The organism is Saccharopolyspora tripterygii (assembly GCF_054778355.1).
This window is the reverse complement of record NZ_BAAGZP010000024.1, coordinates 1-22,106: the sequence shown is the minus strand read 5'-3', so window position 1 is coordinate 22,106 and position 22,106 is coordinate 1. Positions and strand designations below refer to the sequence as shown.

The 22,106-nt window shown below is 69.7% G+C and carries 19 protein-coding genes and 2 pseudogenes; 8 read left to right on the top strand and 13 right to left on the bottom strand.

Annotated elements, in window-relative coordinates; translation table 11 throughout:
* Nucleotides 1-27: 27 nt before the first annotated feature.
* From ACYVF3_RS18800 to ACYVF3_RS18785, 4 genes are all read right to left on the bottom strand, one after another.
* Nucleotides 28-1,173: an LLM class flavin-dependent oxidoreductase gene (locus ACYVF3_RS18800; protein ID WP_461155531.1), complete on the bottom strand. Its 1,146-nt coding sequence runs from the start codon at nt 1,171-1,173 to the stop codon at nt 28-30.
* Between the two features lie 165 nt (nt 1,174-1,338).
* Complete coding sequence (locus tag ACYVF3_RS18795; RefSeq protein WP_461155530.1) at nt 1,339-2,352, bottom strand: ABC transporter substrate-binding protein; 1,014 nt, start codon at nt 2,350-2,352, stop codon at nt 1,339-1,341.
* 416 nt (nt 2,353-2,768) lie between these two features.
* On the bottom strand, nt 2,769-4,085 hold the full coding sequence (locus ACYVF3_RS18790; protein ID WP_461155529.1) for an MFS transporter: 1,317 nt from the start codon (nt 4,083-4,085) through the stop codon (nt 2,769-2,771).
* A gap of 104 nt (nt 4,086-4,189) precedes the next feature.
* On the bottom strand, nt 4,190-4,840 hold the full coding sequence (locus ACYVF3_RS18785; RefSeq protein ID WP_461155528.1) for a TetR/AcrR family transcriptional regulator: 651 nt from the start codon (nt 4,838-4,840) through the stop codon (nt 4,190-4,192).
* Nucleotides 4,841-4,957: 117 nt separating this feature from the next.
* Here ACYVF3_RS18785 and ACYVF3_RS18780 point away from each other — a divergent pair, with 117 nt between their 5' ends.
* The 3 genes from ACYVF3_RS18780 to ACYVF3_RS18770 all read left to right on the top strand — a co-directional run bounded on the left by ACYVF3_RS18780 (nt 4,958) and on the right by ACYVF3_RS18770 (nt 9,876).
* The gene (locus ACYVF3_RS18780) at nt 4,958-5,800 is read left to right on the top strand and encodes a shikimate dehydrogenase (RefSeq protein WP_461155527.1); all 843 of its coding nucleotides are present in this window, start codon (nt 4,958-4,960) and stop codon (nt 5,798-5,800) included.
* Complete coding sequence (locus tag ACYVF3_RS18775; protein ID WP_461155526.1) at nt 5,793-7,616, top strand: bifunctional sugar phosphate isomerase/epimerase/4-hydroxyphenylpyruvate dioxygenase family protein; 1,824 nt, start codon at nt 5,793-5,795, stop codon at nt 7,614-7,616. Before ACYVF3_RS18780 ends, ACYVF3_RS18775 begins: the two co-directional genes overlap by 8 nt.
* A 97-nt stretch (nt 7,617-7,713) precedes the next feature.
* Nucleotides 7,714-9,876 carry a beta-glucosidase family protein gene (locus ACYVF3_RS18770; RefSeq protein WP_461155525.1) on the top strand — a complete coding sequence of 721 codons (2,163 nt, stop codon included), beginning with the start codon at nt 7,714-7,716 and terminating at the stop codon, nt 9,874-9,876.
* A gap of 1 nt (nt 9,877) precedes the next feature.
* Here the strand turns inward: ACYVF3_RS18770 and ACYVF3_RS18765 are convergent, their stop codons facing one another.
* From ACYVF3_RS18765 to ACYVF3_RS18755, 3 genes are all read right to left on the bottom strand, one after another.
* Entirely contained in the window at nt 9,878-10,744 is an 867-nt protein-coding gene (locus ACYVF3_RS18765; protein ID WP_461155524.1) for an NAD(P)-dependent oxidoreductase, read from the bottom strand.
* Between the two features lie 164 nt (nt 10,745-10,908).
* Nucleotides 10,909-11,175 carry a DUF3040 domain-containing protein gene (locus ACYVF3_RS18760; protein ID WP_461155523.1) on the bottom strand — a complete coding sequence of 89 codons (267 nt, stop codon included), beginning with the start codon at nt 11,173-11,175 and terminating at the stop codon, nt 10,909-10,911.
* 199 nt (nt 11,176-11,374) lie between these two features.
* The gene (locus ACYVF3_RS18755) at nt 11,375-13,864 is read right to left on the bottom strand and encodes an ATP-dependent Clp protease ATP-binding subunit (protein WP_461155522.1); all 2,490 of its coding nucleotides are present in this window, start codon (nt 13,862-13,864) and stop codon (nt 11,375-11,377) included.
* A 208-nt stretch (nt 13,865-14,072) separates the two neighbouring features.
* Here ACYVF3_RS18755 and ACYVF3_RS18750 point away from each other — a divergent pair, with 208 nt between their 5' ends.
* Both ACYVF3_RS18750 and ACYVF3_RS18745 read left to right on the top strand, forming a co-directional pair.
* Nucleotides 14,073-14,699, top strand: a complete 627-nt coding sequence (locus tag ACYVF3_RS18750) for a class I SAM-dependent methyltransferase (RefSeq protein ID WP_461155521.1) — start codon at nt 14,073-14,075, stop codon at nt 14,697-14,699.
* Nucleotides 14,700-14,741: 42 nt separating this feature from the next.
* The gene (locus tag ACYVF3_RS18745) at nt 14,742-15,239 is read left to right on the top strand and encodes an XdhC family protein (RefSeq protein WP_461155520.1); all 498 of its coding nucleotides are present in this window, start codon (nt 14,742-14,744) and stop codon (nt 15,237-15,239) included.
* Between the two features lie 3 nt (nt 15,240-15,242).
* Here ACYVF3_RS18745 and ACYVF3_RS18740 read toward each other — a convergent pair whose 3' ends face one another.
* The 4 genes from ACYVF3_RS18740 to ACYVF3_RS18725 all read right to left on the bottom strand — a co-directional run bounded on the left by ACYVF3_RS18740 (nt 15,243) and on the right by ACYVF3_RS18725 (nt 17,876).
* Entirely contained in the window at nt 15,243-16,427 is a 1,185-nt protein-coding gene (locus ACYVF3_RS18740) for a globin domain-containing protein (protein WP_461155519.1), read from the bottom strand.
* A 50-nt stretch (nt 16,428-16,477) separates the two neighbouring features.
* Entirely contained in the window at nt 16,478-16,927 is a 450-nt protein-coding gene (locus tag ACYVF3_RS18735; RefSeq protein WP_461155518.1) for an RrF2 family transcriptional regulator, read from the bottom strand.
* A gap of 114 nt (nt 16,928-17,041) precedes the next feature.
* On the bottom strand, nt 17,042-17,179 hold the full coding sequence (locus ACYVF3_RS18730) for a transposase family protein (protein ID WP_461155517.1): 138 nt from the start codon (nt 17,177-17,179) through the stop codon (nt 17,042-17,044).
* Between the two features lie 19 nt (nt 17,180-17,198).
* A complete protein-coding gene (locus ACYVF3_RS18725; RefSeq protein WP_461155516.1) occupies nt 17,199-17,876 on the bottom strand; it encodes a helix-turn-helix transcriptional regulator in 678 nt (225 codons plus the stop codon).
* Nucleotides 17,877-18,010: 134 nt separating this feature from the next.
* Here ACYVF3_RS18725 and ACYVF3_RS18720 point away from each other — a divergent pair, with 134 nt between their 5' ends.
* The 3 genes and pseudogenes from ACYVF3_RS18720 to ACYVF3_RS18710 all read left to right on the top strand — a co-directional run bounded on the left by ACYVF3_RS18720 (nt 18,011) and on the right by ACYVF3_RS18710 (nt 19,966).
* Nucleotides 18,011-18,664: a DUF2249 domain-containing protein gene (locus ACYVF3_RS18720; protein ID WP_461155515.1), complete on the top strand. Its 654-nt coding sequence runs from the start codon at nt 18,011-18,013 to the stop codon at nt 18,662-18,664.
* A 47-nt stretch (nt 18,665-18,711) separates the two neighbouring features.
* Nucleotides 18,712-19,086, top strand: coding sequence for a hypothetical protein (locus ACYVF3_RS18715; protein ID WP_461155637.1), 375 nt, complete (start codon nt 18,712-18,714; stop codon nt 19,084-19,086).
* 116 nt (nt 19,087-19,202) lie between these two features.
* Nucleotides 19,203-19,966, top strand: a pseudogene (locus tag ACYVF3_RS18710) (AMP-binding protein).
* A gap of 348 nt (nt 19,967-20,314) precedes the next feature.
* On the opposite strand, the gene ACYVF3_RS18705 reads toward ACYVF3_RS18710, so the two are convergent.
* Nucleotides 20,315-20,926 carry a hypothetical protein gene (locus ACYVF3_RS18705; protein WP_461155514.1) on the bottom strand — a complete coding sequence of 204 codons (612 nt, stop codon included), beginning with the start codon at nt 20,924-20,926 and terminating at the stop codon, nt 20,315-20,317.
* Between the two features lie 5 nt (nt 20,927-20,931).
* Nucleotides 20,932-22,106 (bottom strand): annotated as a pseudogene (locus ACYVF3_RS18700) (hypothetical protein); the annotation flags it as partial.

Sequence of the window (22,106 nt, the reverse complement as noted above, 5' to 3'; positions counted from 1 at the left end):
TCCACCGGGGCCGATTCGCATCCGAGGTCAGTGCGGCGCGGGCTCCAGGTCCCGAGCGGTGCTTTCGGCCGCGGTCGCGCGCAGGCCCCGGCGTGCGAGTTCGGGGTGCACGCCCTCGCCGAACCAGTACGCCTCCTCCAGGTGCGGGTAGCCCGAGAGCACGAACTCGTCGATGCCCACCGCGTGGTACTCCTCGATCAGGTCGGCGACCTCGGAGTGATCGCCCACCAACGCCGTACCCGCCCCGCCGCGCAACAACCCGACACCGGCCCACAGTCCGGGGTGGACTTCCAGGTCGCGTGCGCGGGAGGGCAGGACCCCGCCGTGCAGGGCGGCCATCTTCTGCTGGCCGACGGCCTCCGTCTTGGTGATCTTGGCCTGCGAGGCCGCGACGTCGGCGGGATCCATCTGCTCCAGGAAGCGCTGCGCGGTGCCCCAGGCGTCGGCGCTGGTGTCGCGGGTGATGACGTGGGCGCGCAGGCCGAAGCGGAGCTGCCGTCCCTCCTCGGCCGCCAGTTCCCGCAGGCGCTGCACCTTCCGGCCCACGGCCTCCGGCGGCTCGCCCCAGGTCAGGTGCACGTCGGCGCGTCGGGCGGCCACGGGCAGCGCCGCGTCCGAGGAGCCGCCGAAGTACAGCGGCGGCACGGGTTCGGGCGCTTCGAACGACGTCGCCCCGCGCACGCTGTAGTGCTCGCCGTCGAAGTCGAACGGCTCGCCGGCGAAGATGCCGCGCAGCACGGCCAGGAACTCGTCGGTGCGCGCGTAGCGCTCGTCGTGGCCGAGCCAGTCGCCGTAGCGCTGCTGCTCGGTCGACTCACCTCCGGTGACGATGTTGAGCAGCAGCCGTCCCCCGGAGACCTTCTGGTAGGTGCTCGCGAGCTGCGCTGCCAAGGTCGGCGACAGCGAACCGGGCCGGAACGCCACCAGGAACTTGACCCGGCTGGTGCGCGCCAGCAGGGCCGCCGTGGTGATCCAGGCGTCCTGGCACCAGCTGCCCGTGGGCGTGAGCATGCCGGTGAAGCCGAGGTGCTCCACCGCCTGCGCGACCTGGGCCAGGTAGTCGATGTCGGGTCTGCGCGGTGTGTCGGCCCCGGTCGGCGTGGTGTGCGGGCGGTCCACGACGGACCGGCCGTCACCGTGCGTGGGCAGGAACCAGTGAGTGGTGATCGGCATCTGAACTTCCCCTGGGCGGTGGGCGGTAGGCGGTGGGCGAGGAGCGGGTTCGTGCGGGTGGGGTAGGGGTGGGGAAGTTTTCATGAAAACTTCCCCACCCCACACGACGGTGCAGGCTGCTCAGGTGGTGGAAGAGGACGCGGCTCCGCCGCACTTCTTCGGCCCCTAGGCGGTGGCGAGTTGCGTCGCGAATCGGTTGTCGACGAACTCGGCGAAGCTGAACCGGCGGGGGATCTCCTTCGCCGCGACGAAGGTGTCGGCGAGCTCCTGCTCGGAGCGGATCACCTTGTCGTCGAGCGCGACCGGCAGGTCCGGACCCAGCTCGGTGGCCTTGCGGGTGACCTCGATCGCCAATCCGGTGTCCTGCGACCAGGCTTGCGCGCGCTTCTCGCGGTTGGCGTCGGCGAACCGATTGGCCCTGGCCAGCCGCGTCAGGTAGTCGGCGATCGCGCTGTTGCGCTTCGCATCGGCCAGCGCGGACGTGCCCGCGACCTGGAAGCTGTAGCCGTTGGCGCCGCCACCGCGCCCGTCGGCGATGGAGCGCGCGCCGGACTCGATCTGGATCTGCGCGAAGTAGGGATCCCAGATCGCCCACGCGTCCACCGCGCCCTGCTTGAACGCGCCGAGCGCGTCGGCGGGTTGCAGGAAGACGAGTTCGACGTCGTCGGGCGTGAGGCCGACGGCGGCCAGCGTCTGCAGGATCTGACCGTGCGCGGAACTGCCCTTGGAGACGGCGATCTTGCGCCCGCGGAGCTGGTCCCGGGACCGCAGCGGTGAGTTCGGCAGCACGACCAGCGCGTCGCTCTCCACGTTGCCCTGGGAAGCGGCCACGATCTTGATATCGGCACCGGCGGCACCGGCGAACAGCGGGGGAGTGTTGCCCGTGCCGCCGATGTCGATGGCGTCGGCCGACAGCGCTTCCAGCAGCGGCGGTCCGGAGGTGAAGGTCGCCCACTCGATCTTGTAGGGGAAGTCGTCCAGCCTGGCGGAGCGCAGCAGCGACTGGGAGGCTCCTTTCTGGTCGCCGACGCGCAGCGTCACCCCGGTGAGCTGGTCGGGCGCGACGGGTGGCGGCACGGGTGCCGACTCCGCGTCACCACCGCGGCCCCCGGAGCACGCGGCGAGCAGGCCGGCTGCCGAACCGGCAGCGGCCAAGGACAGGAAATCACGACGGCGCAAGGTGTTTCACTCCATCTGGGAGGCATGACGAATCAGCCCGGGAGACGAGGTCACCGGGCGAAGTGGGGTGGTGGGGAAGTTTTCATGAAAACTTCCCGCTGATCTCGCGCGCTCCTCGGCGATCGGCGGGGACGCGCGCGGAAAGCCGGAAGGCTCTACTGAGCCGGACAGATGGAGCTGGCCTGCCGTCGCAGATCGACGTGCAGGCGCCAGGAGAAGGCGTTCCGGGTGAACACGACAGGGATGCTCGCAGCCCCCTCCCGGCAGGTCAACGAAACCGGTCGCGGTCCCACCACCCGGGATCGCCGCCGCCGTGCAACGCGTTCAGGAAGTGCCGGATCACCCGATTTCGGCGCGCGGCGGAATTCCGATCTCGGCGGATCAGGAGTTCCGCCGAGATCGGGGCCGGGTGGTCGTCAGGCCGCGGCCGGAGTTCTGGGCAGACCCAGGTTCGGCGTTGGGGTGGTGTGGGTTTCGCGGGCGGAGGCGACCGCGATGATGTTGAGGGCGCAGAGGCCCGCGGTGAACAGGGCGACGTAGATCCAGCCCTCCCGGCCGCCGCCGATCGCCTCGGCGATGCTGGGGGAGAAACCGGCCAGCGCGAACCCGATCTGGGTTCCCACGGCCATGCCCGACAGCCGCACCTTCGCGGGGAACATCTCGCCGTAGAACGCCGGCCAGATCCCGTTCGTAGCGCTGTAGACGACGCCGAAGAGCAGGATTCCGAAGGTGAAGATCAGCGCCCAGCTGCCGATCGACAGCGACCACAGGTAACCGAACATCAGCACAGCGCACCCCGCCGAGCCGCCGATGAACACCGGCTTGCGGCCGATCCGGTCCGACAGCGCAGCCCACAGCGGAATCGACGCCAGCGCAACGACGTTGGCCAGCACGCCCACCCACAGGATCGGGGTTTCCGCCAGCCCCACGGTGTTCACCGCGTAGCTCAGCGCGTAGACGGTGAAGATGGTGCTCACCGCGGAGATCACCGATGCCACGACGACCCGGAGCACGCCCGCCCAGTGCTCGCGGAACAGCGGGAGGAGGGGAGTCCTGTCCTGCTCGCCTTCGGCGACCTCGTCGACGAACACGGGTGTCTCGTCGAGCTTGCTGCGGATCACCAGGCCGACGATCACGACGAGTGCGCTGAGCCAGAACGGCACCCGCCAGCCCCAGCTGAGCAGGTGCTCCTCCGGCAGCGCCGCCACCGGGAGGAAGACCGCGGTGGCCAGGATCTGGCCGGCCTGCGTGCCGCTGAGGGTGAAGCTCGTGTAGTAGGCGCGCCGGTTCTCCGGTGCGTGCTCCAGCGACATCGAGTTGGCGCCCGCCTGCTCACCGGCGGCCGAGAAGCCTTGCAGCAGGCGCAACACCACCAGCAGGACCGGGGCGGCCAGGCCGATCTGGTCGTAGGTGGGCAGGCAGCCGACCAGGACCGTGGAGATCCCCATCAGCAGGACGGTGGAGACCAGGACCCGCTTGCGGCCGAAGGTGTCACCGATGTGGCCGAGGACGAACGCGCCGATCGGCCGCGCCAGGTAGCCGACGCCGAAGGACGCCAGCGCGAGCAGCGTGCCGGTCGTGGGGTCGGAGGTGGGGAAGAAGATCTTCTTGAACACCAGCGCGGCGGCGGTGCCGTAGATGAAGAAGTCGTAGTATTCGAGCGCGCTTCCGATCCACGCGGCGATCGCCGCCTTGCGCGGTTTGCCCCGGGTGGCTCTCGGGCCGTCGGTCACTTTCAGCTCCAGCGAGTCCGTGCACCGTTGCGCGGTGACTTATGAACCATCTAGTTAGTTCCAAAGACTGTGAAGCGCCCGTGAACGTGTGTCAAGGCCCGATTTCAGCTGTGCGACAAGAAGTCGAGCACCATGTCGCCGAGCATCCGGCGGTAGTGGTCGCGGCGCTGCGGGTCGAGCAGGTCGCGCTCGAAGATCGCCTGGAACGTGTAGCGGTTGGCGGTGCGGAACACGCAGAACGAGCTGATCATCATGTGCACGTCCAGCGCGTCGACGTCGTCGCGGAACTGCCCGCTCTCGCGCCCGCGCCGCAGCACGCCGTCGAGCACCTCCACCGCGGGGCCGGCGAGGCCGGGCAGCAGCTCGGACTTGGCCAGGTGCTCGGCGCGGTGGATGTTCTCGATGCTGACCAGCCGCAGGAAGTCCGGGTGCGACTCGTGGTGGTCGAAGGTCAGCTCGGCTAGCCGGCGGATCGCCTCGGCGGGTTCGAGCTGATCGACGTCGACCTGGCTCTCCAGGCCGCGGATCACCGAGTAGGCGTTCTCCAGCGCCGCGAGGTAGAGCTTGTCCTTGCCGGAGAAGTAGTAGTAGATCATCCGCTTGGTGGTGCTGGTGCGCGCGGCGATCTCGTCCACCCGGGCACCGGCGTAGCCCTTGTCGGCGAACTCCTCGGTGGCCACCCGCAGGATCTCGGCGCGCGTCCGGTCGGCGTCGCGCTGCTTGATCGCTCCGGTGTCGGACGTCGGTGCGGCCACGATGCTCCCCTGCGGTTGTTGCACTTCAGCGCCACTCTAGTCGACGAAGCCTTCCGGGCGGGGAGGTCGTGTGCGTACTATTAACTAGCTAGTTCGTTACTTATTGGGGAGTGCGGAGTGCACGACGGCTACCTGGTGGGCCTCATCGGTGCGGGCATCGGTCCGTCCCTGAGTCCCGCGCTGCACGAGCGGGAGGCCGCCGAGCTCGGCCTCGACTACCGCTACCTGCGGTGGGATCTGGACGAGCTGGGTGAGTCACCCGCGGCCGTGGGAGAACTGCTGGCCCGCGCCGGCGCCGAGGGCTACCGGGGTCTGAACATCACCCACCCCTGCAAGCAACTCGTGCTGGAACACCTCGACGAGGTCGACGAGGACGCGGCCGCGCTCGGCGCGGTGAACACGGTGGTCTTCGACCGTCGGCGCGCGATCGGCCACAACACCGACCACTCCGGGTTCGCCCGCAGCTTCCGGCGCGGCCTGCCCGGTGCGTCGCTGGAGCGGGTGCTGCTGCTCGGCGCGGGCGGTGCGGGAGCCGCGGTGGCGCACGCGCTGCTGGCGCTGGGCGCCGGGCAGGTGCGCATCCTCGACAAGGACGCCGAGCGGGCCGCCGCGCTCGCCGACTCCCTGCCGCCGCGCGCGGTCGTCAGCGGCGAACTGGCCGACGAGCTGGCGCAGGCGCACGGTCTGGTGCACGCCACGCCGACCGGGATGGCCGCGCATCCCGGGCTCCCGGTGCCCGCCGAGCTGCTGCGGCCCGGGTTGTGGGTCGCCGACGTCGTCTACCGCCCGCTGGAGACCGGACTCGTCGCCACCGCGCGGGCGCGCGGCTGCCGGGTGCTCGACGGCGGTGGCATGGCGGTGTTCCAGGCGGCCGACTCGTTGCGCCTGTTCACCGGGCTGGAACCGGATGCTGAACGGATGGTGCGGCACTTCGCCGAACTGGAGGGAGCACATGTCTGAGCCACGACGGTCCATCGCCACGGTCTGCCTCTCGGGGACCCTGGAGGACAAGCTCGCCGCCGCTGCCGCAGCCGGTTTCGACGGTGTGGAGATCTTCGAGAACGACCTGATCGCCTCGGCGGCCTCCCCCTCCGGCATCGGTGCGCGCTGCCGGGACCTGGGGTTGTCGGTCGACCTCTACCAGCCGTTCCGCGACTTCGAGGCCGTTCCGCCCGCGCGGTTGCGCGACAACCTCCGCCGCGCCGAGCGCAAGTTCGACGTCATGGAGCAGCTGGGCGCCGAGATGGTCCTGGTGTGCTCGACGGTGTCCCCGGACGCCGTCGACGACGACGAGCTGGCCGCCGAGCAGCTGCGGATGCTGGCCGAGCGCGCGCAGGACCGGGGAGTGCGGGTCGCCTACGAGGCACTGGCCTGGGGTCGCTTCGTCAACACCTACGAGCACTCGTGGCGGATCGTGCGCAGCGCCGATCACCCGGCGCTCGGGCTGTGCCTGGATTCCTTCCACGTGCTCTCCCGCGGCGGTGACCCGGCACTGATCCGCACGATCCCCGGCGACAAGCTGTTCTACCTGCAGCTGGCCGACGCGCCGAAGCTCGACATGGACGTGCTGCAGTGGAGCAGGCACCACCGGCTGTTCCCGGGACAGGGCTCGTTCGACCTCAAGACCTTCGCGGGCAACGTCCTCGACGCCGGCTACACCGGGCCGCTGTCGCTGGAGGTCTTCAACGACGTGTTCCGGCAGGCCGATCCGAAACCCGCTGCGGTGGACGCGATGCGCTCGCTGCGACTGCTGGAGGAGCAGCTCGGCATCCCGGTCGCCGAACCCGCACCCGTGCTCGACGGCTACGCCTTCGCCGAACTCGTCGCCGACCCCGCGGGCTCGACCGGGCTCGCGGCGGCGCTCCAGGCGCTCGGCTTCACCGAGACCGGCGAGCACCGCAGCAAATCCGTCCGCCGTTGGGAGCAGGGCCGCGCGCGAGTGCTGATCAACACCAGCTCCTCGTGCGCGGACACCGCCGAGATCGGTGCGCTGGCGGTCGAGAGCTCCGATCCGCAGCGCTCGGCCCGCCGGGCCGAGGCGATGAGCTCGCCGATCCTGCCTCGCGAGCACGGCCCGCAGGAAGCGGGCCTGGCCTCGGTCGCCGCACCCGACGGCACCGGCGTGTTCTTCTGCGACACCGCCGCACCCGAGGGGTGGCTGTCGGACTTCCGCGACACCGAGGAGCCGACGGGCGGACTGGGGATCACCGGTATCGACCACGTGTCGCTGACCCAGCCGTTCGACCACTTCGACGAGGCCGCGCTGTTCTGCCGGTCGGTGCTGGGGCTGGAGCCGGAGGAGATCACCGAGTACGCGGCCCCTTTCGGCATGGTCCGCAACCGCGGGATGGTCGACACCGGCCGCTCGGTGCGCATCGCGCTCAACGGAACCCTGGTGCGCCGAGGGGAGTGGGCGCCGGCGGTCCGCGACCCGCAGCACATCGCCTTCTCCTGCACCGACGTGCTCGCGGCGGCCGAGCGGCTGCGAGTCTCTGGCGCCCCCGTGCTGGCGATCCCGGACAACTACTACGACGACCTCGACGCCCGCTTCGGGCTGGAACCCGAGCTGCTGGCGTCGTTGCGGCGCTGCTCGGTGCTCTACGACCGCGACGCGGGCGGGGAGTTCCTGCACCTGTTCACGGAGCTGTTCGGCTCGCGGGTGTTCTTCGAACTCGTCCAGCGGCTCGGCGACTACGCCGGTTACGGCGTCGCCAACGCTCCGGTCCGGATGGCCGCGCACCGCAGGCAGCGCATCACTACTGCATCCGGGCGATGATCCACAGCGATCATTGGCGGAAACTGGGTCAAATCGTACGACGTACGGAGTGAGAGGGACCCTGCGCCAGATGCACCCAGTGAACCGCCGGACACTCATGACCGCTGCCGGACTGGCCGGATTGGCCACCGCGCTGCCCACCGGGACGGCGGCAGCCGTGCCGGGGCGCTGCGGAGACCACGCGTGGTGCGACCCCGCGCTCCCGCCCGACCAGCGCGCGTCGATGCTGCTGCGCGAGCTGACCCTGGACGAGAAGATCTCGCTGCTCGGCGGTGACGACCTCGCCGGTGCCGCCGGGTTCGGCCACACCGGGACCGGCCACGGCGTCGAACGGCTGGGGATTCCGCCGGTCTACTACGGCGACGGCCCCGTCGGGTCCCGGCAGGGCAGCGGCACCTCCATGCCCTCCGGTACGTCGCTGGCGGCCTCGTTCAACCCCGAGCTGGCCCGGACCTACGGCGCCACCGTGGCCAACGAGGTGCGCTGCAAGGGCAACGACGTGGTGTTCGGGCCGACCGTCGACGTGCTGCGGATCCCCACGTCCGGCCGCGCTTTCGAGGGGTTCGGCGAGGATCCGCTGCTGTCCGCGCGCATCGGTGTCGGCTGGGCCGCCGGAGCGCACTCCGAAGGCGTCATGGTCTGCGTCAAGCACTTCGCCGCCTACACCCAGGAAGGCCAGCTGGGCGTGGTCGGCTCGCGGATGCTCTACAACGCCGTGGTCGACGAGCGGACGCTGCGCGAGATCTACCTGCCGCCGTTCGAGGCCGCTGTCCGCGAAGCGGGTGTCGGTGCGGTCATGGGCTCCTACAACCGGGTCGGCGGCCAATACGCCTGCGAGCACCAGTGGCTGCTCAACGACCTGCTCAAGCACGAGTGGGGTTTCACTGGCTACACCATCGCCGACTACGCCGCGATGCACTCGACCGGCAACTCGCTGGCCAACGGCATGGACTTCGAGCCCTGGCCCGCCCTGGTGTACTCCCCGGTCGCGATCCACGCCGCGCTCGCCTCCGGGCAGGCCGCGACGTCCGATGTGGACGACCACGTGCGCCGGATCCTCCGAACCATGTTCTCGCACGGCATCTTCGACCGGGCCGAGTACCCGAACGACGACAGCCAGATCGACAAGGCGGCTCACCTCGACACCGCCGGACGCGTCGCCGAGCAGGGAATGACCCTGCTGCGCAACGACGGGCTGCTGCCGCTGGACCCGACCGCGTTGCGCGGCAGGACGATCGCGGTGATCGGGGAGGCCGCGGAGAAGTTCGTGCAGGGCGGCGGTTCGTCCTCGACCACCCCTTACAGCTTCATCTCACCGCTGCAGGGCATCACCCAGCGCGCCGCCGAGGCCGGCATCACCGTCGTCCACGAACCGGGCAAGACCCCGGCGGCCGCGGCGGAAGCCGCTCGCAACGCCGACGTCGTCGTGGTGATCGCCTCGGACATGATGTCGGAGTTCCTGGACAAGCCGAACCTCGACCTGGACTCGGGGATCGCGCAGTTCCCGCCGCCCGCGCTCGGCAACCCGCTGGCGAACCAGGACGCGATCATCGACGCGGCTCTGGACGCCAACGCCAGCACCGTCGTGGTGCTGGAAACCGGTGGGCCGGTGCGCACCCCGTGGCGGTACCGGACGCGGGCGCTGCTGGAAGCCTGGTACCCGGGCGCCAACGCCGGCTCGGCGATCGCCAGGGTGCTGTTCGGCGACGTCGACCCGGGTGGCCGGCTCCCGCTGACCTTCCCGGCCAGCGACGAGGACGCCCCGACCGCGGGCGATGCCGCCCGCTACCCGGGCAAGGGCCTGGACGTGCACTTCACCGAAGGCGTGTTCGTCGGCTACCGGCACTACGACGCGCAGGAGATCGAACCGGCCTTCCCGTTCGGCCACGGCCTGTCCTACACCTCCTTCGCCTACTCCGACCTGCGGATCAGCGGCGACCGGGTGAGCGTGGTGGTCACCAACACCGGCGCTCGCGCGGGCCACGCGGTGCCGCAGCTGTACCTGGGCCTGCCCTCGCCGCGCGAGGACGTGCCGCAGCCCCCGCAGCAGCTCAAGGGCTTCACCAAGATCACCCTCGAACCGGGACGCGCGGCGTCGGTGGAGTTCACCCTCACCGATCGCGCGCTGGCCTACTGGGACGAGCTGACGCGGGACTGGGCCGTCGCGCCCGGCGAGTACCGGGTCCACGTCGGCGAATCCTCGCGCGACATCCGGCTGCGCGGTGCGTTCACCGTCGAGGCGCCACGGCGAGCGCGGTGACTCACCGCCTCGACGCGTAGTACACCGCGGCCATGTCCTCGTCGCCGTGTCCGGCGGTCAGGGCTCGGGCGAACCGGGCCCTGACCGCTTCGGCGAGGTCCAGCCGCACCCCGTCGCTCGCCGCCTGGGCCACCAGCCCGGCGTCCTTCGCGGCGGCGGAGAGCGTGAACGAGGGTGGGTACTCGCCGCTGATGATCGCAGCGCCCTTCATGTGCGCGTAGGCGGAATCGGTCGCGGTGCCCTCGATGGCGGCGAGGAACTGGGACGGGTCCACGTCCAGGTCCTCGGCGAGCGCGATGGATTCGCCCACGGCGTTGGTGAGGGTGAGGACCCAGTTGTTGGCGACCAGCTTCAGCCGGGACCCGCCGGCCAGGGCCGGGTCCTCGCCGACCCACTGCGTGCGGGTGCCGACCGCGTCGAACAGCGGCTGCACGCGGTCGCGCCGATCCGGTGCGCCGGCCGCCAGCACCACCAGCTCGCCCTTCTCCGCCGGGACCTTCGTGCCCAGCACCGGCGCGTCCACCACGGCGACGCCACCGGTCTCGGCGGCGGCCCGGCACACCGACTCGGTGCCCGGCAGGCCGATGGTGCCCATCTGCACCCACACGGCACCGGGATCGAGGGAGGCTGCCGCTTCACGGCCTGCGGCGAGCGTGGATTCCGCGTCGAGCAGCATCGTCACCAGGACGTCCGCGCCCCGCGCCGCCTCGGCGGGGGAGTCGACGACGACGGCGCCGGACTCGGCCAGCGGCTCGGCCCGGCTGCGCGTGCGGTTCCACACGCGCAGGTCGAACCCGGCGGCCAGCAGGTTCCGCGCCATCGGCGCACCCATCGTGCCGGTGCCCAGGAAGGCGACAGTGGTCATCACGAACTCCCAACCCCGGAAGAATCAGTCCGGCGATCGATTCTCCTCGCGGACCCGCGCACGCATCAAACCCGGCACACCTCGGCGTGTGGGGGCAGGAGGCCGCGAGACGTTCGGGCGCAGCGCGTTCGCGGTGACGCGCGCCCTCCACCGGCCACAGTGGATGATCAGTCGAGGCCGAGCCGCCAGTTTCGTGAGATCAGCAGGACCCCGGCCAGCGCCGCGGCGGTCAGCGCCGCCGCGCCCTCGTTGAGGAACACGCACATGATCGACAGCACGCCCGCGCAGGCGACCATCGCCAACCGGGCGGAGACGTGCGCTCGCACGTAGCCGAACATGCTGGTCTGGCTCAGCCTGCGCGCGAGCCTGGGATCGTCGTCGACGAGATGTTGCTCGATCTCTCGCAGGCGGCGCTGCTCGTCCCTGGGGAGCATCGCTCACCTCCACCGGGTCAATCCCGCCTGGTTGAACAAGTATCGCAACGTGGGAACGTGCTGTGAAGGGTCAATCCGGGGGACGCGCGCAGCAACCCGCAATGCCATGACCAGGGTAAACGGGAATCCGTGTCGAGTCGTTGCGGGCACGAGAGGAGGCGGGCACCCGCAGGTGCCCGCCTCTTGGTGACTCATCTGCTCACGCGGCGACCGGGGACTCCACCTGGAAGTCCAGACCGCCGTCGCGGGTGCCGACGCGCAGCCGGGTGCCCTCGGTGAGCTGACCGTCCAGCAGCAGGTCGCTGATCCGGTCGTCGACCTCGCGCTCGATGGCCCGGCGCAGCGGCCGCGCCCCGAACTCGGGCTTGTAGCCGCGGTCGGACACCCAGGCCACCGCGTCGTCGTCGAAGACGACGTCGATGCCCAGCCCGGCCAGCCGCTTCGTGGTGGTCGACAGCAGCGCCCGCGTGATGGTGTGCAGCTGTTCGCCGTCGAGGCGCTTGAACACCACGATCTCGTTGATGCGGTTGAGGAACTCCGGCCGGAAGGCGTCCTTGAGCTTCGGCATGACCCGCTCCTCCAGGTCCTGGGTCGGGCTGCCGGCGGTGAAGCCGATCTTGCCGCCCGCGCTGGAGACGACCTCCGAAGCCAGGTTGCTGGTCATGATCAGCACCGTGTTGCTGAAGTCCACCGTGCGGCCCTGACCGTCGGTCAGCCGCCCGTCGTCGAGGACCTGCAGCAGCGTGTTGAACACGTCCGGGTGCGCCTTCTCGATCTCGTCGAGCAGGACCACCGAGTAGGGGTTCCGGCGGACCGACTCGGTCAGCTCACCGGCCTCGCCGTGCCCGACGTACCCGGGCGGGGCGCCGACCAGGCGGCTGGCCGTGTGCCGCTCCTGGAACTCGCTCATGTCCAACCGGATCATCCGCTGCTCGTCGCCGAACAGGGACTCCGCCAGGGCCTTGGCCAGTTCGGTCTTGCCGACGCCGGTCGGGCCCAGGAACAGGAAGCTGCCCACCGGGCGGTTCGGGTCGCCCAGACCGCTGCGGGAGCGCCGGACCGCGCGGGACAGCGCCCGCACGGCGTCGTCCTGGCCGACGACCCGCTGGTGCAGCTCCGATTCCAGGCTCTGCAGCCGGACCCTCTCCTCGGCGGTCAGCCGGGACACCGGCACACCGGTCGCCCGCGAGACGACCTCGGCGATGTCGGCGGGACCGACCTCGACGACGCCCGACACGCCCTGGTCCAGGCGTCCCTGCGCGGCGGTGATCTCGTCGCGCAGCGCGGAGGCGCGCTCGTAGTCCTCGGCGGAGACGGCCTCGTTCTTCTGCTGCTCCAGCCGCTCGACCCGCTCCCGCAACTCGGTGTCGTCGGAGATCCCGGAGTTCAGGCGCTTGCGCGCACCCGCCTGGTCGATCAGGTCGATCGCCTTGTCAGGCAGGAACCGGTCGTTGATGTACTGGTCGGACAGCTTCGCGGCGGCCTGCACCGCCTCATCGGTGTAGGACACCTTGTGGTGCTGCTCGTACTGCTCCTGCAAGCCCTGCAGGATCGTGATCGTGTCCGCCACGCTCGGCTCGGGAACCTGGACCGGCTGGAAGCGGCGTTCCAGGGCCGGGTCCTTCTCGATGTTCTTGCGGTACTCGTCGAGCGTGGTGGCGCCGACGACGTGCAGCTCACCGCGCGCCAGCCGCGGCTTGAGCATGTTGCCCGCGTCCATCGCGCCTTCGGCACCACCGGCGCCGACGACGGTGTGCAGCTCGTCGATGAACACGATCAGCTCGCCGCTGTGCTCGGAGATCTCGTCGATGACCTTGGTCATCCGCTCCTCGAAGTCACCGCGGTAGCGGGTGCCCGACAGCATCGCCGAGAGGTCCAGCTGCACGACCCGCTTGCCGGTGAGCACCTCGGGGACGTCGCCGGAGGCGATGCGCTGGGCCAGGCCCTCCACGATCGCGGTCTTGCCGACGCCGGCCTCACCGACCAGCACCGGGTTGTTCTTGGTGCGGCGGGACAGGATCTCGATGGTCTGCTCGATCTCGTCGGCGCGGCCGATCACCGGGTCGAGGCGGCCGTCGCGGGCTCGCTCGGTGAGGTCCGTGCCGTACTCGTCCAGCGTCGGCGTCGCGAGGCCGCTGGGGCTGGACTGCGGAGCCTGCTGCGGGGCAGCGGGCCGCTGACCGGCGTCCCGCAGGGCTTCCGGTCCCGCACCGGCGGAGGCGAGCAGCCGGCCTGCCTCCGTCTCGGGGTTCGCCGACAGCGCCAGCAGCAGGTGCTGCGGGCCGATGTAGGTGGAGCCCAGCGCACGAGCCACCCGGTGGGCGTCGGCCAGCGCGGTCCGCGCCGCCAGCGTCAACGAGATCGACTCGTCGTCAGCCGGGCCGCCCGATGCGGGCAGGTGTCCTTCGACCTGCTTGGCGAACGACGCGGTGTCCACGCCGAGCTGCGCCAGCTGCGCCCGGGTCGGCTCCTGCTTGGCGGCCGACCACACCAGGTGCAGGGCGTCGAGGCTGCCCTGACCGCGGTCGCGGGCGAACTTCGCTGCTTCACCGACCAACTGCTGCGCCTGCTCGGTCATCAGCTCGGTGATGTCGACGCGGCGCGAGCCGGACGCCGCGTCGTCGGGCCCGAAGAAGCGCGCGAAGTACTCGTCGAACGGGCCACCGACCGGTCCGAAGAACGTCGCCATTCTCAACCTCCTCGTAGCGGTGTTGCGAAGCATCGCCGCCATCTACTTGAGTCTGTCACTATCAACCAACATAAGCGAGGACTCGGTAATTCCCAGTGGATCGACGAGTGGCGCGCATCACGCCCGGCCCCGGCCCGCTGCGGCGTTGACCTCCAGTTAGCTGGAGGTTGCAGGCTGAGGTGACCTGCTCGAACGAAGGGAACACCTCATGGGAACGTCAGTGGATCGCTCAGTATTCGACGAGGCGTACGTGGCGGGTACCGCACCTTGGGTGATCGGTGCGCCGCAGCAGGCGATCGTCGAGCTGGAACGCGGCGGCGAGATCGGGGGAGCGGTGCTCGACCCCGGCTGCGGCACCGGCGAGCACGCCATCCTGCTCGCCGAGCTCGGCTACGACGTGCTGGGCGTGGACTCCGCGCCGCACGCGATCGAGCTCGCCCAGGCCAACGCCGCGAAGCGCGAGGTGCCCGCGCGCTTCGCGGTCGCCGACGCGCTGGCGCTGACCGGCGGCCCTTACGACACGGTCGTCGACAGCGCCCTGTTCCACGTGTTCGGCGACGACGACCAGGTCCGTTACGCGCGCAGCCTGCACGGCGTGTGCCGGCCTGGCGCGACCGTGCACGTGCTGGCGCTGGCCGACGTCGAGCCCGCGCTCGGGCCGCGGGTCGCCGAGTCGGTCTTCCCGCGCGTGTTCGCCGACGGCTGGCGGCTGGAGCGCGTCCGCCCCAGCACCTACCGGGGCGTCGCCAGTGGTGAGCACGCCCGGGTGTTCGGGGTCGCCGACGGCGAGCAGGTGGACGTCCCGGCCTGGCTGGCCACCGCGACCCGGCTGTAGCGGGAGTGGTCCTGGCCGCAGCGCGGCTGGCATGCTGGGCGCATGACCGAGGATGCCGCGTGCGCGGTCGCGCACGGTGAAGTGCCGAGCGAGTCCGGACGGCGAGTGCTGGCGGCCGTCTTCGCCTCGCCGGTCGCCGAACACCTGCTGCGCTACGGCCGGGACCTCGGCTACGACACGCTGCTCGTCGAACCCGACCCGCAGCGAGCGGAGGGCCTCGACGCGCTGAGCGGGATGCCGGAGCTGAGCCCGAGCACCGACGTGGTCGTCACCGACCACCACCGCGACGAGCTCGGACCGATGCTGCGCGACGCCCTGCAGCACGAGGCGCGCTGGATCGGGATCATGGGCAACCCCCGGCACGCGGGCCCGCACGTGCAGGCGCTGCGCGATCTGGGCGTGGACGACGTCCAGATCGCGCGCGTGCACCGGCCGATCGGACTCAACATCGGCTCCCGCACCCCGCCCGAGATCGCCATCGCGACGCTCGCCGGTCTCGTCGCCGACCGCAACGGCAAGCCGGGCGGTTTCGAGTTCTGACGCTCATGCGCCCAGGTCCGGGCCGAAGACCTCGTAGTGGATGTCGTCGGCGGCGACTCCACCTCGGCGGAGCTGATCGCGCACGGCGTGCATGAACGGGCGCGGTCCGCACACGTAGGCCGTGCTCGCGGGCGGCAGGTCCACGGTGGACAGATCGACGATGCCGGTGCGGTTCTCCGGCCATCCTCGATCGGGTTCCTCGTACCAGACGTGAGCGGTCGCGTCGGGCAGCTTGTCGACCAGCTGGTGCAGGTCCTCGCGCAGTGCGTGCGTGTCGGGCGTGCGGTCGGCGTGCACCGCGACGACGCGGCGAGCGGAACCCGTGGCGGCCAGGTGAGCGAGCATCCCGATCATGGGAGTGCAGCCGATGCCCGCCGAGATCAGCAGCACGGGGCCCTCCCCGTCGTCGAGCGTGACGTCGCCGAACGGGGCGCTGGCGCGGAGCAGGTCACCTTCACCGACATGATCGTGGAGGTGGTGGGAAACCTCGCCCGCCGGTTCTCCGGTCTCCTTCTTGACCGTGATCTGCAGGGCTTCGGCGGGGGCTCCGGACAGGCTGTACTGGCGGATCTGGCGGGCTCCGTCCGTCAGCGGCACTTGCACCGAAACGTACTGCCCGGGGGAGAAGTCCGGTGCGGCGGAACCGTCGGCCGGCCGCAGGTGGAAGGTGACGGCGGTGTCGGTCTCCCGGTAGCGGCCGGTCACCCGGTAGTCGCGCCACGGTGCGGACTCGGCCGCTAACGACGCCTCCTGCTCGACGAGCGCCTCGGCCATCAGCCAGTAGACCTCACTCCAGGCCTCCGCGACGTCCTCGGTCACCGCATCGCCGAGGACGTCGACGATCGCGGCGAGCAGGTGCGTGTGGACGATGTCGTACTGGTCGCGGGTGATGCCCAGCGAGGCGTGCTTGTGCGCGACGCGGCGCAGCATCGCGGTGGGCGCGAAGTCGGGCTGCTGCACCAGTGCGGATGCGAAACCCGCGATGGAGCCGGCCAGAGCCCGTCGTTGCGAGCCGTCGGCTTGGTTGCCGCGGTTGAAGAGATCGCGCAGCAGTTCGGGGTGGGCGGTGAACAGCCGGTCGTAGAAGCGGTCGGCGATGTCGTCGATCGCGGCGGCCACGGCGGGCAGGGTCGCTCGGACCGTGTCGGCCGACTTCTCGGACAGCATGCGCGTACTCCAAAGTGTCATGTCAGATTCGTATTTGTTGCGTGCGATCAACGCGGTCCGGACAGCCGCGGTCAGCCGGCGGCCGCCGGCGGGTTCAGGCCGAGGAGCACCGGACCGGTGGGGGAGGCGATCAGGTCCTGGACCGTGAGCGGGTCCAGCGATGCGTAGAAGGCCTCCTGGGCCTCGGCGAGCGCGATCCGCAGGCGGCAGGCGTGGCGCAACGGGCACGGCTGCTGGTCGCCCTCGCAGTCCACCACGTCGCCGCTGCCTTCGAGCGCGCGAACCAGGTGGCCGACCGACGTGTTGCGCCCGGCCGGGCTCAGCGCCAGGCCACCGCCCCGGCCCCGGCGTGCCTCGATGGTGCCGAGGTGTTGCAGCCTGGTCACCGCTTTCGCGGCATGGCTGCGCGGGACGGCCACGGCCGCGGCCACCTCTCGGGTCGTCGTCGGCGCGTGGTCGTCGAGCACGGCCAAGCGCATGACGATGCGCAGCGCCACGTCGGTTCCCTGGGTCAATCGCACGTTCCGGAGATTAGGTAAGTCGCATCTGATATTCCACAACGGGTGATCTGCGTCCCGCCGGTTGTGGCTGGGCGCACAGCAGCTCACCGGGCGCCCGCGCCGGGCGGTGATCGTTCACTCGCCGTCCGGGTCGATCTCCGCACCGCAGTTCTGACAGCGGGTGGGCGGGGCCTCGTCGGCGATGCGACCGCATTCCGGGCAGACGCGGGCCAGCCAGCAGGCCGGCTCGCCCTGGGCGTCGGGTTCGCTCATGATCTCCCCGCTGTCGTGATCATCGATCCTTCTCGCTGGTGGCCAGGTGGACGACGCAGCGGTCGGGCGCGGCGAACGGCTCCAACCGCTCGACCGCGATCGGGGATTCCCGCGCCTCCACCGCTCCTCGCATCAGGCCGAGGTGGATCGCGCAGGTGATCTGCGGCTCGGTCGCGGCGAGTTCGAGGAACGGGCAGTTCCGCAGGCTGATCCGCGGCGCACCGCCGGACTCGCGATCGGGCTCGCTCTCCGGAGCGAAGCCGATGTCGTCGAGCAGTGCGACGAGGTCGTCGACGGCCTCGTCCGAGTCGTTCGGGCGAGCGCTCGTCGGTGTGCCGTGCTTGCGCCCCCAGGTGCTGCCGGCCTCGACCGCGCGGTCGGCTCGGTCGGGCGCCGCGGCGATGGCGTTGACCAGGACTTCGGCCAGCAGGCGGTAGTGCCGGGGTCCGGTCGGGTCCATCCCCGCCACCGCTTGGAACAGCCGGGGCGGTCGGCCCGGGGTCCGGTGCTGCGGGCTCACGGGTTCGACCTGGCCGTTGGCGACGAGCGCGTCCATGTGGAACCGGACGGTGTTCGGGTGCACCTGGAGCTGGTCGGCGATCTCCGCGATCGGCAACGGCCGTGCCGCCGTGCGCAGAGCCTGGACGATGTCGTCGCGTCGGCCCGTGCCCTGCGGCCTGTTGTTCCGGCTCGGCATGCTGTCACCTTCCTCGCGGTGGTGGCGCCGGAATCACCGGCTCTCGCGCGGCCGTCGGGTCGCTCCCCGATGGCGCAGGCCGTGTCGTAGAGTTTACACAACGTGAACTTGTAAGAACTCCTCAGGAGGCGTCGATGCCGGTGGAGCCGTCCCCGCAGCCGGTCCAGGAGCTGGACGTTCGCCCGCTGCGCAAGCCGGACAAGCACCCCACGATCTTCACCACCTACGCCGATCTGTCGGTCGGCGACGCGTTCGTGCTGATCAACGACCACGACCCGAAGCACCTGCGGGACGAGTTCGAGGTGGAGCACCCGGGCAGCCACCGGTGGGAATACCTCCGCCGCGAGCCGCGCGACTGGCGCATCAAGATCACCAAGCTGGCGGCCGCCCCGCTGCCCAGGATCCTGCTCAACACGGCCGAGCAAGTACCCGACGGCGGAGAGCGCGCTGCCGCAGGCGCCGTGTGGACGCTTCCGTTCCGCGAGCGGGACCTGGACTCCAACATCATCGCGCTGCCCGCGAACGGCCGCATCGACGCGCACGTCGGCCCGGACCTGGACGTGCTGATCCACGTTCTCGTCGGCAGCGGCCGGCTGGAGACCGAACTCGACACCGTGGAACTCAGCGCGGGAGCGCTGGTGTGGCTCCCGCGCCGGGCACGCCGCCAGTTCACGGCAGGACCCGACGGTCTGCGCTACCTCACCGTCCACCAGCGTCGCCAGGCGCTCGTGCTCGACGTCGGCCCCGCGCGAGACGGCGGTTCCGCGGCTGCGGACGGGAAGCGGTGAGCGGATCCTGGGCGACTGCGGTCGCCGTGAGCTTCGTCTGGCTCGGCATGGTGCTGGCGCTCTCGTTCCTGGAGGCGCCGATCAAGTTCCGCGCCCCCGGGGTGACGGTGCCGATCGGTCTCAGCATCGGCCGCCGGGTCTTTCGCGCGCTCAACGCCGTGGAGAGCGTTCTCGCCGCGGCCTTGCTCGCCGCGCTCCTGCTCGCGGCACCGCCCCCAGCCGCGCTCGTCGCGGGAGCGGTGACCATCGCAGCGCTGCTCGTGCAGCTGATCGGAGTGCGCCCCCGGTTGAACCGCCGCACCCGGGACGTCCTGGTGGGCGGAGCCCGTTCGCGTTCGCGCGAACACCACGCCTACGTCGTTCTCGAAGGCCTCAAGACGATCGCGCTGCTGCTCGACGGCGTCCTGCTCCTGTCGCTCTGAGGGCCGAGGGAGCGGAGTCCGGCGCAGCCACCCGGGAGACGTCGTGAGGAGCTCGTCGTCGAAGATGTCCCGCGGCCAGGAGTTCCGCCCCTCGCCCCGAGGCGATCCGGGTGGTTATGCTCCGCCCGCCCGACGACGGGCGAGAGGGAGGTTTCGCGTTGACCGGGATCGCTTTTCGGGAACTGTCGCCGGTGTCCTTCCTGGAACGAGCGGCCGCCGTGTTCGCCGACCGGCCCGCCGTCGTCGACGGCGATCGCCGGGACACCTACGCCCGGCTGTGGCAGCGCGCGCAGCGGCTGGCCGGGTTGCTGGCCGCGCGCGGCGTCCAGCCCGGTGACCGGGTCGCGGTGCTCTCGCCGAACACGCACCTCCTGCTGGAAGCCCACTACGGGGTGCCGCTGGCGGGTGCGGTGCTGGTCGCGCTCAACACGCGGCCCCGGCGGAGATCGCCTACATCCTGGAGCACAGCGGAGCGAGCCTCGTCCTGGTCGACACCGAGCACCGGGACGCGTTGGGGCGGCAGTCGATCCCGGTGATCGACTCCGAGTCCTACGACGAGCTCGTCGACGGCGCCGAGCCGCATCGCGTCGAGGTCGCCGACGAGCGGTCGCTGCTGTCGATCAACTACACCAGCGGGACGACCGGCCGCCCCAAGGGCGTGATGTACCACCACCGGGGCGCCTACCTGCAGGCGCTGGCGATGGCCTACCACGCGAAGCTCGACACGTCCTCCCAGTACCTGTGGACGTTGCCGATGTTCCACACCAAGCAATACTGCCGCGAACTACCAAGTCGGATTGCGTGGCGTAGGGACGTGCCTGTGGCTGCGTGGGCTGGGGCTATGGCTGTCGTCGGCCGTGGCGTGCTCTGGGGCGGCTGAGCAGCAGGCTTTGGTTGTTGCGTCCGTGGCTCCTGGCGCGGTGATTTCGGGTCCCTGCGGGAACTGTGGTGGGTGTTTGAGCTCGTGGTCACGCCGTGATCGAGGCTTGAGGCCCCGTCACCGATCACTGGGTTGCGGGGCCAATTGACGGTGTCGTCCACCAGGCGAACATCGCATGGACCCGGCCCAGGCGGTCAGTTCCGGGAGTCTGCATGGCAAAGGCCCACGCACCGGCCGACTCCCTTCGTCGGCATAGGCGAGTCCACCAGGTCGCCAAATTCCTCGCTGCCTTCACCGAGACAGGAGGCACATGAGGCTCACCGAACTCGCCGCGATGCGGACAGCCGTTCAGTTGGCATCGGGATTTGAATCTTCTTCAGACGACGATTCGGCCGCGTCAGGATCGACACGGCGAAGATTCACCGGGATCTGGTGTTCGGCGAAGTTGCGGTTGAGGTAGTCCATGGCGTGCTCTCTGGCTGCGCCGTCGTTGAGCGAGTCCTTAAAGAATCGCAACTGATCCTTTCGCTCGCCGATCGCTTCTGACCAGGTCTTGACCCATATGCGTACCGGCACACCCTTATCGTTCCAATCCTGCAGTAATCCCCGTGGATTCGTCGCAAGGTCTAGGCGGACTCCTTCGTCGATGATCGTTCCAACTAGGAGAAAGTCCCAATGCGACGCTCGAGCCTCGAACTGTGGATCTTGTGCGACCGCGCGGGCGTACGACTTGATCTGGGACACCTCCTTTTCGGTAATTTTGACGGACGGTCTTTTGAGTTCGACTACAAGGTAATCTGACCGATCGACCGCTCGTTTCTCTTGGCCCAGAAGGGCGAGGTCGATGCGGCCAACGGTGCCGTCGGCCCTTCGAACAGGCTCCAACGGCGGATAGTCAGGGCCGCGCAGGTGGGAGAGGTGGATTTCAAGGACCCGGTCCAGACTCGCGTCGCTTGCCATCGTCTCTAATCGTCGCCGAACATCCATGGATGAATTTCGAGCAAGTTGTGAAGTTGGGTCCGTTCCAGGGTGGTCTTTCGGGATTCCGGCTCGAACACCATCTCTTCGAGCGCCATGAGGAAATCGAGCCGGTTCGTGACCTTGGTATTGGCTTCGATGATCTGTGACAATCGGGTTCGGTCGAGCAGATCGGAGAGTTGACTCATTTCTCGTTTGGTGATGCCGACGACGTGTTCGAGGACGTTCTTGGTGTCGGATGGTTGGCTCGACATGCTGGCTTGAATTAGCCCGAGGGTGCTTCGCAGCGCTTTGGTGCTCTTGGGCAGTTTGCGTGCGACGGTGGTGGCGACGTAGTCAAATGCCTCACGCTCCAGCCTGTCGACTTCGCCTTCTGGTTCTCCCTCGTACGGATAGACGCCGTCCTGTTTCCACTCGCGCACCTTTTCGGCGCGACGCTCGACGTCACGACTGTTGTAGTAGGTCTTGATCTCCTCGCGGACGCTGGCGAGCAGGTCGTTGATTTCGTCGCTCAGTTCGCCGGCTGCGAGTTCGGCGTCGGTCATGTCGCTGAGATCGGACAGGACGAACGCGGTGTAGTTGTCCAGGTTCGGCGTATGGATCTGTGGGGCGAAGGTTGCGCGAACAGTGCCGTCAGTGTGGCAGAGGTTGATGGCGCGCCCGGACGCCTCTCTCCATTCGATGATCCGCAGAACCGGATGACGCCCGTTGGCGTCCTGAAAGTCGGTGAGTTCCTTCTCGAACCGGTGGCGCTCGGCTGCCTGATGGTCAAGTGGCGTGCCGTCGACGCTGATCGTCACCTCCGGGTGCTCCGCGAGGAACACCGCGAAATTCGCTGTCAGGCGAGCAACCGCATTGTCGGATTCGAGCCGTGTGATGTTCTTGGGCGGGTTGATGGCCTCAAACACGGTTCCCTGTGTGTCCCCTGCCAAGACGGGCGCTTCTGTGACCGTGAAATCCGTCGGGCGAGACGCATCTCCGGAGAGCACCGTGCGTTTGAGCTCGCCGAGGGTGTTGACGGCAGTGGTGGTCCACTTGATCCGGTCGCCAAGCGCGAACCCACGGATGCGTCCTTGACCGGTGCGACCGTGGAGTTGGCGCTTGTGGTAGATCGACTGCCAATGCCCATAGCGTTCCGGCACGTCCCGCCACGGAGCACCGA